Consider the following 13,055-nt stretch of genomic DNA (forward strand, 5'->3'; position numbering starts at 1 on the left):
ACATAAATAAAAATGCAAATTTTAGCTATTTAAGTGCTAAATCTTCTTGAAACTCAAAACGAACCAAGCCATCTTCATCAATCTTAGTTAATCTAACTTTCTCAAGTGTATTTACTAATTCCGGATTCCAAGGTGCTTTTACTTTTACATAGTTTTCTGTAAACCCATGAATATAACCTTCTTTGTTATCGCTTTCAAACAACACCGTACGATCTGTGTTTAATTGATTTTCATAAAAAGCCCGTCGTTTTTTAGCCGATAGCCCACGTAACATTTTACTGCGTTTAGCTCGTTTTGCTTTAGATACCACGTTAGGCATTTCTGCAGCTTCTGTATTAGGGCGTTCTGAATATTGAAATACGTGTAAATATGAAATATCTAATACATTCAGAAAGTTATATGTTTCAAGAAAAACATCATCGGTTTCACCAGGAAAACCTACAATTACATCAACACCAATACAAGCATGTGGCATCACCTCTTTTATTTTAGAAACTCTGTCTACATACAATTCTTTCATGTAGCGACGCTTCATCTTTTTTAAGATGTCATTACTTCCACTTTGTAATGGTATATGAAAATGAGGCACAAAAGCTCTAGAGTTTGAAACTAAATCTATTGTTTCGTTCTTTAATAAATTGGGTTCAATTGAAGAAATTCTTAAACGCTCTATGCCTTCAACGTTATCTAACTCTTTAACTAAATCTAAAAACGTATGTTCGTGTTTTTTATTCCCGAACTCACCTTTTCCGTAGTCTCCAATATTAACTCCTGTTAAAACGATTTCCTTAATACCTTGTTCTGAAATTTCTTTGGCATTCTTCAAAACATTAGTCATAGTATCGCTTCGCGAAATCCCTCTAGCCAATGGTATCGTACAATAAGTACACTTATAATCACAACCATCTTGAACTTTTAGAAAAGCTCTGGTTCTATCACCAATAGAATAACTACCAACGTAGAAATCAGCTTCTTCTATTTCACAAGAATGCACTTCACCAAAATCATTTTTAGTAAGATCGTTTAAGTAATCGGTAATTTTGAATTTCTCTGTGGCACCCAGCACCAAATCCACACCATTGATATCCGCTAATTCTTCTGGTTTTAGTTGCGCATAACACCCAATAGCAGCAACAAAAGCTTCTGGATTGCTTTTTTGCGCTTGCTTAACAATGGTTTTAAAACGCTTGTCTGCATTTTCGGTAACCGAGCAGGTATTTATCACATAAATATCAGCCGATTCTTTAAAATCTACACGATCAAATCCTTCATCTTTAAAACTTCTAGCAATTGTAGAGGTTTCAGAAAAATTAAGTTTACAACCTAGTGTATAAAATGCGACTTTTTTTGTTGGATTCATTCTTGTACTTTTACCAAGTTGGCAAATTTACAACATATAAGTTATATGCTAAAACTCACACCATCCTTATTCAATAGATTACTTTTTGGAGCATTCGTTTTCATGGTATTTTCTTGCACCACAAGTCAAAGTGAACCATTAGACCATCTCGTTTTTAGATACAATGAGCATAAAAACATAGGTTCGTTAGATCCTGCTTTTTCTAAGGATTTAGCAGACATTTGGGCAACACATCAATTATTTAATGGTTTGGTGCAAATGGATGACCAACTCAATGTAAAACCCTGTATTGCTAAGAATTGGACAATTTCGGACAGTGCAAAAACCTATACATTTACGCTTAGAGATGATGTGTTTTTTCATAAACATGAATTATTCAATCCTTCACCTTCGCTCGGCAACCAAGATTCCACACGACATGTTACAGCTTCAGATTTTGAATATAGCTTTAATAGATTAAAAGATAAAGCTATCGCTTCTCCAGGAAGTTGGGTTTTAAATAAGGTCGAAAATTTTTCGGCTATAAACGATTCTACGTTTCAAATTAAACTGAAACAAGCTTTCCCTGCATATTTAGGTTTATTAACCATGAAATATTGTTCTGTGGTTCCTAAAGAAATTGTAGAACATTATGGTAATGATTTTAGATCACATCCTATAGGTACAGGTCCTTTTAAATTTAAACGATGGGAAGAAAACTTAAAATTGGTTTTTAGACGAAACAATACTTATTTTGAAACGGATTCAACAAACCAACAATTACCTTATCTTGAAGCTGTTGCCATAACCTTTTTACCAGATAAGCAAAGTGAATTTCTACAATTTGCACAAGGAAATATTGATTTTGTTTCTGGCTTAGACGGTTCCTATAAAGATGAAATTTTAACCACAGTTGGACAATTAAAACCGAACTATGCAAATAATGTAAAAATGATTCGTGGACCATATCTCAACACGGAGTATTTAGCATTTTACATGGAAACTAAGGCAAATACCATTCAATCTTTAAAACTGAGAAAAGCAATTAACGTAGGTTTTGACCGTGATAAAATGATGACATATTTGAGAAATGGAATCGGTATTCCTGCAAACGGTGGTTTTATTCCTAAAGGTTTACCAGGTTATGATGCTACAATTGGTTATAACTATAATCCTGAATTAGCTAAACAATTAGTATCAGAATTTAAAGCGGAAACAGGCATTAAAAACCCAGAGATCACACTAACCACGACAAGTAATTATTTAAGCTTTTGCGAATTTATTCAACGTGAGCTTCAAAAGACAGGCTTATTGGTGAAGGTTGATGTGATTCCTCCTTCTAGCTTAAAAGATGCCAAAGCCAATGGACAAGTCGATTTTTTTAGAGCCAGTTGGATAGCCGATTATCCTGATGCTGAAAACTATTTATCATTATACTACAGCAAAAATTTTGCTCCAAATGGTCCAAATTATACACATTTTAAAAATGCTGAATTTGATACAATGTATGAAGCAGCCTATTTAGAAACGAATTATGAAAAACGAATAGAACTCTATACTAAAATGGATTCTCTAATTATGGCTTCTGCGCCAATAGTCCCTATGTTTTATGATGAAGTCGTTAGGTTTACTCGCAAAAATGTGACTGGATTAGGAATTAATGCTACTAATTTACTAGAACTAAAATCGGTTAAAAAATCTGAACTTAAAAATTAAAATGACTTTGGCGTCATTGAAAATTCGCATTTAAGTCGCTTTTAATTTTTACGATACTGACTTGTTTCTTCAAAAACATGAGTCAATATTGCCTTATCCATTTCTGTAAATTCCTCTTTGCGTCGTTCCATTACCACTTCTGCAACTTCAAACGCTTTCTCAGTTTTATAAGTTACAAAACCTTTACTCCCTCCCCAAGAAAAACTTGGCACAAAGTTTCTAGGAAAACCACTTCCAAAGATATTAGCGCTCACTCCTACAACAGTGCCTGTGTTAAACATGGTATTAATGCCACACTTACTATGATCTCCCATCATTAACCCACAAAATTGTAAACCTGTTCTAGCAAAGCCTTCGGTTTGGTAATCCCAAAGTCTCACTTCTGCATAATTATTTTTTAAATTACTTGTATTGGTATCTGCTCCTAAATTACACCATTCACCCAAAACAGAATTTCCCAAAAAGCCATCGTGTCCTTTATTAGAGAATCCGAAAATCACAGAATTACTGACTTCACCTCCAACTTTACTATGTGGTCCTACTGTTGTTGGCCCATAAATCTTACTAGCCATTTTCAACGTTGCATTATTACATAACGCAAAAGGCCCTCTTACAATAGATCCCTCCATCACTTCTGCATCTCTACCAATATAAATTGGTCCTGAACTCGCATTTAAGGTTGCAAAATTTAAAGTTGCTCCTTGTTCTATAAAAATGTTTTCAGGATTAATCGTATTTATAGTTGCAGGTATTGGTTGAGAATGTCTATCCTTTGTGATTAAATTAAAATCCTCAAGGATTGCTTCTCCATTTAAAGCAAAAATATCCCAAGTATGTTCAATCTTCAAAAGTTCACCTTCAAACTCTATAGCCTCAAAGGTTGAAAAATCATTAACCTCTTCACCTTCTTTAACAAAAAATGCAATAACATCTTCACCTTTAAATAAAGCTTGATTATGACTTAAATTTTTCACAATCGCTACAACTTCCATATTAGGTAAAAAAGAAGCATTAATCATAATGTTATTTTCCATTTCTACCATCGGAAACTTATCTGCTAAGTAATCTTCGGTAACCGTTGTTGTGGTATATTCAATATACGATTCCCATTTTTGTCTAATGGTTAAAATACCTACTCTAAGGTCTGCAACAGGTCTAGTAAATGTAAATGGCAAAAGATTATTGCGATACGGACCGTCAAATAATATGTAGTTCATTGTGAGATTTTGAGTTATAAATTGACATCTAGAAGATTAACGCTCATAAATTCAACTTAGTTATAATATCAAAAATAACGTAATTGCTGAAAATAAAAAAGCCTTTCTGATAACAGAAAGGCTTTTTATGTATTGGTAGGCGAAGCTTATTTTTTAAACTTAGCGTATTTGTTTTTGAACTTGTCAATACGACCAGCTGTATCTACTAATTTAGATTTACCTGTATAGAAAGGATGAGATGTTCTTGAAATCTCCAATTTTACTAATGGATATTCAGTACCATCTACATCGATAGTCTCACTTGTATCTGCTGTAGACTTAGTTAAATATACCTCTTCATTAGACATATCTTTAAACGCTACTACTCTATAATTTTCTGGATGTATTCCTGCTTTCATCACTAAATGCTTTAAATGTATTCGATTTTTCGAGGTGCAAATTTAACCAATTTTTATAAATCTACAATGTTTTTGACAAATTTTATTAAGTAAAAGTATGTAACAATTATGTAACTTTGACTACTAACTAGATAATTAACCAAAAAAACGTCCAATTATTATGGAAAACGACAAACCTTCTGTTAAACAAATCGCTTACAATTACGGACTTTACTTAGCACTTATTTCTATAGCAGTACTTATAATTTTATATGCCTTAAATATAGAGAGTCATTGGATAGCTAGTGTAATAAGTACAGCTGCTACAATTGCAATTTACTATTTTGGAATTAACGCTTACAAAAAATTAAACTCTAATTTGTTAAGCATAAGAGATGGTTTAAAGGCAGGAATGGGCATTGCTTTAATCGGTGGAATAATTTCTGCTTTTTACGCTGCGATACACTACACTTATATTATGCCTGAATTTTTATCAGGAAAAAAAGATGAAGCAATTGCAGAAATGATGTCTCAAAATCCAAACATGCAAGGAGAACAATTAGATACGGCAATGAATTTTATAGATATTACAGCCTCTACTTTTTTCATCTCAACAATGATGCTTCTCGGAAGTTTATTTTTTGGGTTTATTGTTTCCCTTATAATATCTGCTATTTTGAAAAAGGATCGTTAGTATCCTTAAATAATTTCTTTATTTTTGAAGAGTAGAAATTAGACTTAAACTATATGGATATATCAGTAGTAATTCCACTACTTAACGAAGAGGAATCTTTAAAAGAATTACACGATTGGATAGTATCAGTAATGCTATCAAATCAATATTCTTATGAAATTCTTTTTATAGACGATGGTAGTACTGATAAATCGTGGCAAATTATTTCTGAACTTGGAGAAATTAATCCTAATGTAAAAGGCATTAAATTCCTTAAGAATTTTGGGAAATCACAGGCCTTACATGCTGGTTTCGCTAAAGCGAAAGGAAATGTGGTTATTACCATGGATGCCGATTTACAAGATAATCCTGAAGAAATCCCAGAACTCTTTAAAATGATTAAAACTGATGGTTTTGATCTAGTTTCAGGTTGGAAAAAGAAACGCTACGATTCATATTTCTCTAAAAATTTACCTTCAAAATTATTTAATTGGGCTGCAAGACGCACGTCTGGTGTTACCCTAAATGATTTTAACTGTGGCTTAAAAGCCTACAGTAATACCGTTGTTAAACATATTGATGTGTATGGAGAAATGCATCGCTACATTCCTGTACTAGCTAAAAACGCAGGTTTCACTAATATTGGTGAAAAAGTAGTACAACATCAAGCTCGTAAATATGGCCATACTAAATTTGGAATGAATCGTTTTGTAAATGGTTTTTTAGACCTAATCACTATTTGGTTTATATCACACTTTGGTAAAAGACCAATGCATTTATTTGGGGCACTTGGTGTTATTATGTTTTTTATTGGTTTTGCATTCGCCTCATATTTAGGCATTGATAAATTATTTTTAAATCCAACAGGACGTCTAATTACAGACCGACCACAATTCTATATTGCTCTTTCAACTATGATTATTGGTTCACAATTGTTTATCGCAGGTTTTCTCGGAGAACTTGTGTTACGCTCTAACCGTCAACAACAACGTTATTTTATAAAAGAACATTTGAATCTGCCACAATAAGACAATTTTGTTTCACAACAAGACATATTAAAATATTGAATTGTTTATTTTTGTTAATAAATCCATTATATCCATGATACACATTAAACCAGAAATTTTAGAACGCGTAAATTCTTGGCTAACACCAACTTTTGATGACAATTCTCAAAAAGAAATAAAGCAGATGATTGCCTCTAACCCAAAAGAATTAGAAGAAAGCTTTTATAAAGATCTTGAATTTGGAACTGGTGGTATGCGAGGTATTATGGGACTAGGAACCAACCGAATTAACAAATACACTTTAGGAAAAAACACACAAGGCTTAAGTAATTATTTAAAGCAATCGTTTCCTAACGAAGATATTAAAGTAGCTATTGCCTACGATTGTAGACATAATAGTAAAACGTTTGGAAAGCTCGTTGCTGATGTATTTTCTGCCAATGGTATTAAAGTCTTTTTGTTTGAGGATTTAAGACCAACACCAGAATTATCATTTGCTTTAAAACATTTAAACTGCCATTGTGGTATCGTTTTAACAGCATCTCATAATCCACCAGAATACAATGGTTACAAAGTATATTGGCAAGATGGGGGGCAATTAGTACCACCACAAGATGCTGCTGTAATTGCAGAAATAAACCGTTTAGATTATTCTGAAATTAAATTTGAAACGAATTCAGATTTAATTCAATATATAGGCAAAGATGTTGATGACGTTTTTATAGATGCTTCTGTAAAAAATGGCAGTTTTGATACTTCAAAAGAAGCTAAAGAAAATTTAAATATTGTATTTACGTCTCTTCACGGTACCTCTATCACAGCAATTCCAGAAACACTAAAGCGCGCAGGTTATACTAACGTTAATATTGTTGAAGAACAACGTGTTCCTAATGGAGATTTTCCAACGGTAGTGTCTCCAAATCCTGAAGAACCAGAAGCTTTAAAAATGGCTATAGCACTTGCAGGAAAAGTTGATGGAGATATTGTTATTGGTACAGATCCAGATTGCGATCGTTTGGGAGTTGTGGTGCGAAACTTAGAAAATGAATTGGTGATTCTTAACGGAAATCAAACGATGATTTTAATGACTAATTTTCTATTAAAACAATGGAAAAATGAAAATAAAATAAACGGAAACCAATTTATAGCCTCTACAATTGTATCTACTCCAATGATGTCTGTTTTGGGTGATTCTTATGACGTAGAGTGTAAAATTGGATTAACTGGTTTTAAATGGATTGCAAAAATGATTAAAGACTTCCCAACCATGGATTTTATTGGAGGAGGTGAAGAAAGTTTTGGATTTATGGTAGGTGACTTTGTTCGCGATAAAGATGCTGTAACTTCTACGCTATTAGCTATTGAAATTGCTGCACAAGCAAAAGAAAAAGGTAAAACTATATATCAAGAATTAATTGATCTATATGTTGAACATGGTTTCTTTAAAGAGCGCTTAGTGTCTATAACTAAAAAAGGAATTGAAGGAGCACAAGAAATTAAACAAATGATGATTGATGCTAGAGAAAATCCGCTAAAAGAAATCAACGGCGAAAAAGTAGTCTTAATTGAAGATTACCAATTATCTATTTCTAAGAACCTTCAGACAAATGAAGAAACAACTATAGATATTCCAAAATCTAACGTATTAATTTACTACACTGAAAACGGAAGTAAAATTGCACTTAGACCAAGTGGTACAGAGCCAAAAATAAAATTCTACATCAGCGTAAATACTGATCTTGACAATACGGCAGACTTTGCATCAAAGGAGCAGTTATTGAATGATAGAATTAATGCGATTTTAGCAGACATGAATTTACAGTAGATGAATTACATAAAAAAACTCATACCTTTTGCTTTACCATACAAAAGGTATGCGTATTTAAATATTTTCTTTAATATTTTATATGCCCTTTTTAGCACACTTTCATTTATAGCTTTAATACCTGTATTTAAAGTTATTTTTAGTGATCAACGTGTTATAAAAGATAAACCTGTTTGGCAAGGTTGGTTAGAATTACAGAGTTACGGTGAAGACTACCTTAACTATTTTATGGTTGATACTATTGAAAAACACGGTGACTTTAAAGTGTTGATGATGATGGTAGGAGTCATAATTAGTATGTTCTTACTTAAAAATATTTCTAATTATCTCGCTATGTATTTCATTACGTTTTTACGAAATGGAGTTTTAAAAGATATACGTAATAAACTATATGACAAGATAATAACACTGCCATTGGCATTTTACTCGGAAAAATCTAAAGGTGACACTATATCTAGAGTTAGTGCAGATGTTAATGAGGTAAGAAACTCATTTCTTGCTATACTAGAAATGATAGTAAGAGAACCACTTACTATTTTATTTTCATTAGTTTCAATGCTTATTCTTAGTCCTAAGCTAACGTTATTTGTTCTGGTATTTATTCCTATATCAGGTTTTATTATTTCTAAAATTGGTAAATCTTTAAAGAAAGGTTCATTAAAAGTTCAAAAAGAACAAGGAGTCTTTCTATCCGTTTTAGAAGAGACTATGGGAGGTTTAAGAATTATCAAAGCCTTTAACGTAGAAAAAATGTTTGCTGGTAAATTTGAAGATAGTAATGACAGGTACTATAAATATTCTAACAAATTACTAAACAGACAAAATTTAGCCTCTCCATTAAGTGAATTATTGGGTATTATTGTTATTGGAGTGCTACTCGTTTATGGTGGATACCTCGTTTTTGTAGATAAAACCATGGACGCTAGTTTCTTTGTTGGGTATATTACATTAGCCTATAATATTCTTACACCTGCAAAAGCAATTGCAAAAGCTAGCTATAGTGTAAAACGTGGTGATGGTGCCGCTAATAGAATTCTTGAGTTCTTAGAGACAGAGAATAACATCGTAGAAATTGAAAACCCAATAGAAAAGCAAACTTTTGAAACCGAAATTACGCTCAATAATATTTCATTTAAATATGAAAATCACTACGTTTTAAAGAACTTCAGCTTAACAATCCCAAAAGGAAAATCTATAGCACTTGTTGGGCAATCTGGAAGTGGAAAAAGTACTATCGCTAATCTCGTCACTCGTTTTTACGATGTAAATGAAGGTAATATCTCTATTGATGGTGAAAATATTAAGAATCTGTCTAAAAAATCTTTAAGAGGATTCTTAGGCTTAGTTAATCAGGATTCTATATTGTTTAATGATACGGTTGCTAATAATTTAAGAGTAGGAAAAGAAGACGCTAGCGATGATGAAATTATAGAAGCTTTAAAAATTGCGAATGCTTGGGAATTTGTTAAAGACTTACCACAAGGTATACACACTAACATTGGAGATTCTGGTGGTAAAATTTCTGGTGGACAAAAACAACGTATAAACATTGCAAGAGCTGTACTTAAGAATTCTCCAATAATGATTCTAGATGAAGCTACCTCAGCTTTAGATACTGAAAGCGAACGTTTAGTGCAAGATGCATTAGAAAAAATGATGAAAAACAGAACTTCTATTGTTATTGCACATAGACTTTCTACGATTCAAAATGCAGATTCAATAGTGGTAATGCAAAAAGGAGAAATTGCTGAACAAGGTACACATGCAGAATTGATTGCTAAAAACGGTGTTTACAAGAAGCTTGTTGATATGCAAAGCTTTGAGTAAACTTTGACTTTTTGTAGTTAAAAAACACGGTTTGCCTCCATCTAAACGGTAGCCAACGTGGTGACTTAATTTCCAAATCCATCAACTATCTAATTCTTACAAACAAAAAAAAAGGATATATAATTAAATACATCCTTTATAACATATGCCATCAGAATTGGGGAACTGATAACGTTTAATAGGTTAAGCTTAAACAAACATAGCGCAAATAAAACTCGAAAACAAGAAAATATCGCATTTTATCGCTTATTTACGTATTTAATCGATTATTTCGTATTTAAAACACTGATTATCAACCTCAATAAAGCACAATAAATTTTATCAAAAAAACCGATTAAACTTTTAGTATTTTACGGAGTCTTAATAACAAATAGTAGCAATTGACTAACGAATCGGAATTTATAACGCGTTTAAAAAATCCTTCAACAAAAGAAGTAGCCTATAGAGAACTATTACAACTCTATAAGGAGCGCTTGTATTGGCATATTCGTAAAATTGTAATCAATCATAATGATGCAGATGATGTGCTTCAGAATACCTTTATAAAAGTATACCGTAGCATTGACAAATTTAAAGGAGAGAGTCAATTGTTTTCTTGGTTGTACAGAATTGCGACAAATGAATCAATTACACTTATAAACAAAAATGCCAAACGTTTACAGATTACTAACCAAGAGCACCAAACAAAAGCTATTAATAATTTACAAGCGGATGTTTATTTTGAAGGGGATGACATTCAACTAAAATTACAGAAAGCCATAGCAACATTACCAGAAAAACAGCAATTAGTGTTTAACATGCGCTATTTTGATGATTTAAAATATAAAGATATGGCCGACATTTTAGACACAAGTGAAGGGGCTTTAAAGGCATCCTATCATATTGCAGCTAAAAAAATTGAAGCCTTTTTAACTTCAGATTAAACCATTTTAATAATTTGAAGTCTTATTAATAGAAAAAAGTTTAAATGATTTCGGATATTCCGAAAATGACCATGAAAAAAAATAATTTACATAGCGTTAAATCTACAGGTTTTAAAACACCCAAAAATTATTTTGAGTCGTTTGACGCTGACTTTTTTGAACGTTTAAAAGAAAAAGAAGCCATTACGTCTTCAGAAGTTTCAGGTTTCACTGTTCCGGAAAATTATTTTGATGCTGTTGAAAATGAGGTTTTAGAAAAACTTAAAAATAAAACGGAAACACCTGTTATTAACTTCAAACCAAAAAGCAGATTTTATTATTTTGCTGGTATTGCTGCTACTATTATGCTATTATTTAGCTTAGGATTTAATAACGATAATATTACTATTGATACTTTAGAAACCGAAATACTTGAAAGTTACTTATATCAGGAAGATTACACTAATGACGATCTTGCCACTTTATTTAAATCTGATGATATTTCGGTAACTGATTTCATAGATATAAATGTTTCAGATGAAACACTTGATCTTTATTTTGAAAACATCGCAACAGAAGACCTAATTTTTGAATAAACAGATTATGAAAATAATACACACACTCTTACTTACATTATTTGTTTCTACAAGCATATTTGCACAAAAACTTGATAGAGAGAAAATTAAAGCCTTAAAAATCGCACACATCACTGAGCAATTAGATTTAACAGAAACTGAAGCACAGAAGTTTTGGCCAATCTACAATGCCAATGAGGATGCTGAGAACAAGTTAAGAGAAAATTCTACAAACAGAAGGAAAGATAAAAACGTAGAAGAACTCTCAGAAACTGAAGCCAAATCTTTATTGTTAGCCATGGAGAAAGTTGAAAAACAAAAAGTAGAATTACATTCTAAAATGCTAAATGAGTTATTAGAAATTCTTCCAGCAAAAAAAATAATTAAATTGTATCAAGCAGAACGTTCATTTAGACAGAAGATGTTTGAAGAATATAAAAAACGACACTCTAAACAATAGTGTGTACTGAAAAAACAAAAAGGAAGCTCTTACGCTTCCTTTTTTTATTCTCTAAAAGTCAATTTACTTATCCTTCCTTTTCCTGCCGCAAAAGCTGTAGAATCATTTAAAAACCGAATGGTGTAAAAACCTTCATCGCTTAAATGCGTCCAGCTATCTCCAAAATCATTACTATAGTCTATACCTTTAAAACCAATGGCTACTAATTCTTTGCCCTTTGAATTAGGAACATACTGCACACAGCTTCTATAACTAGGTCCTTTACCGCTAGCAACAATTTTCCAAGTTTTCCCTCCGTCTATGGTTCTCATTTTATTTTGTAAAGTATCATTGGGTTTAGTATAATCACCTCCTATAGCAAATCCATTTTTCTCATCGTAAAAATCTATAGAGTATATACCTGTAGTTGCTTTACCTTGAATGATTGGAGTATCAAAAACGTCCCATGTTTTACCTTTATCTGGAGAATACAATATTCTGCTCGACTTACCACCTGTTGCTACCCATGTGTGATCTCCAATAATTGCTATATTGGTATCACTTGCTGCAAACGCGGCTTCACCCTCTTTAGCTTTTGGTAAATCATCACACGGTAATTTTGTCCAAGATTCACCACTATCTCTCGTGATAATAATACTCATACAATTATCTGTTGGATCTCCAATGGCAATACCTTCTTCATCATTCCAGAAGTCCATGGAATCGTAGAAGGCTTTTGGATGGGTTTCGGAATAAGTAACTTTTTTTACTGATTTAGCTCGTTTATAAATTAAAGCTGGGCTGCCAATCGTTATGTAATGCATTCCTTTACTTGTTAATGCCATTGCTCTAACATTAATCATTAATGTATCATGCTCTAATTTGGAGTAAATACCACAAGACATTTGCGTTTCTTGGTCTGGATAAAGTTTTGGATGATTAATAGGATATACATGACCTAAGCTACCACTTGAAGTCGCAAACATACCAACTCCCTCTGACCTAACAACTTCTAGAGCTCTTATATTTAATAACGAATCTTGTTGCAATGGTGTAATCTCAACCTTGGAAAAATTTCTAGTTTTTAATGGATCTTCCGATTTGCAAGAGACAATTCCAATTAATAAAAGACAAAAAATAATTAATCGCATAACTTTA

Annotated in this window: 12 protein-coding genes; 8 read left to right on the top strand and 4 right to left on the bottom strand. The window is 32.2% G+C overall.

All coding sequences use genetic code 11. The annotated features are described in order from the left end of the window. Positions 1-25 precede the first annotated feature (25 nt). Positions 26-1,360 (bottom strand): tRNA (N(6)-L-threonylcarbamoyladenosine(37)-C(2))-methylthiotransferase MtaB, encoded by a 1,335-nt coding sequence (mtaB, locus tag HM992_RS16430; protein WP_179320429.1) that lies wholly within the window; start codon positions 1,358-1,360, stop codon positions 26-28. Between the two features lie 45 nt (positions 1,361-1,405). On the opposite strand from mtaB, the gene HM992_RS16435 reads away from it, so the two are divergent. Then, positions 1,406-3,055, top strand: coding sequence for an ABC transporter substrate-binding protein (locus tag HM992_RS16435; RefSeq protein ID WP_179320430.1), 1,650 nt, complete (start codon positions 1,406-1,408; stop codon positions 3,053-3,055). Positions 3,056-3,096: 41 nt separating this feature from the next. On the opposite strand, the gene HM992_RS16440 is transcribed toward HM992_RS16435, so the two are convergent. Beyond that, positions 3,097-4,272, bottom strand: a complete 1,176-nt coding sequence (locus tag HM992_RS16440) for a GlmU family protein (protein ID WP_178984014.1) — start codon at positions 4,270-4,272, stop codon at positions 3,097-3,099. A gap of 146 nt (positions 4,273-4,418) precedes the next feature. Continuing rightward, positions 4,419-4,670 carry a type B 50S ribosomal protein L31 gene (locus tag HM992_RS16445; RefSeq protein WP_092467308.1) on the bottom strand — a complete coding sequence of 84 codons (252 nt, stop codon included), beginning with the start codon at positions 4,668-4,670 and terminating at the stop codon, positions 4,419-4,421. A gap of 160 nt (positions 4,671-4,830) precedes the next feature. On the opposite strand from HM992_RS16445, the gene HM992_RS16450 reads away from it, so the two are divergent. From HM992_RS16450 to HM992_RS16480, 7 genes are all read left to right on the top strand, one after another. Continuing rightward, positions 4,831-5,343, top strand: coding sequence for a DUF4199 domain-containing protein (locus tag HM992_RS16450; protein WP_179320431.1), 513 nt, complete (start codon positions 4,831-4,833; stop codon positions 5,341-5,343). A gap of 53 nt (positions 5,344-5,396) precedes the next feature. Then, positions 5,397-6,350 (top strand): glycosyltransferase family 2 protein, encoded by a 954-nt coding sequence (locus HM992_RS16455; RefSeq protein ID WP_179320432.1) that lies wholly within the window; start codon positions 5,397-5,399, stop codon positions 6,348-6,350. 73 nt (positions 6,351-6,423) lie between these two features. Further along, positions 6,424-8,154, top strand: a complete 1,731-nt coding sequence (locus tag HM992_RS16460) for a phospho-sugar mutase (protein WP_179320433.1) — start codon at positions 6,424-6,426, stop codon at positions 8,152-8,154. After that, on the top strand, positions 8,155-9,981 hold the full coding sequence (locus tag HM992_RS16465) for an ABC transporter ATP-binding protein (RefSeq protein WP_179320434.1): 1,827 nt from the start codon (positions 8,155-8,157) through the stop codon (positions 9,979-9,981). A gap of 380 nt (positions 9,982-10,361) precedes the next feature. Further along, on the top strand, positions 10,362-10,904 hold the full coding sequence (locus HM992_RS16470; protein WP_178984009.1) for an RNA polymerase sigma factor: 543 nt from the start codon (positions 10,362-10,364) through the stop codon (positions 10,902-10,904). Positions 10,905-10,975: 71 nt separating this feature from the next. Beyond that, positions 10,976-11,479 (top strand): hypothetical protein, encoded by a 504-nt coding sequence (locus HM992_RS16475; protein WP_178984008.1) that lies wholly within the window; start codon positions 10,976-10,978, stop codon positions 11,477-11,479. A gap of 7 nt (positions 11,480-11,486) precedes the next feature. Further along, positions 11,487-11,918 carry a Spy/CpxP family protein refolding chaperone gene (locus tag HM992_RS16480; RefSeq protein ID WP_178984007.1) on the top strand — a complete coding sequence of 144 codons (432 nt, stop codon included), beginning with the start codon at positions 11,487-11,489 and terminating at the stop codon, positions 11,916-11,918. A 44-nt stretch (positions 11,919-11,962) separates the two neighbouring features. On the opposite strand, the gene HM992_RS16485 is transcribed toward HM992_RS16480, so the two are convergent. Beyond that, positions 11,963-13,048: a WD40/YVTN/BNR-like repeat-containing protein gene (locus tag HM992_RS16485; protein WP_179320435.1), complete on the bottom strand. Its 1,086-nt coding sequence runs from the start codon at positions 13,046-13,048 to the stop codon at positions 11,963-11,965. Between the last annotated feature and the right edge of the window lie 7 nt (positions 13,049-13,055).

The organism is Winogradskyella helgolandensis (assembly GCF_013404085.1).
Lineage (GTDB): Bacteria > Bacteroidota > Bacteroidia > Flavobacteriales > Flavobacteriaceae > Winogradskyella > Winogradskyella helgolandensis.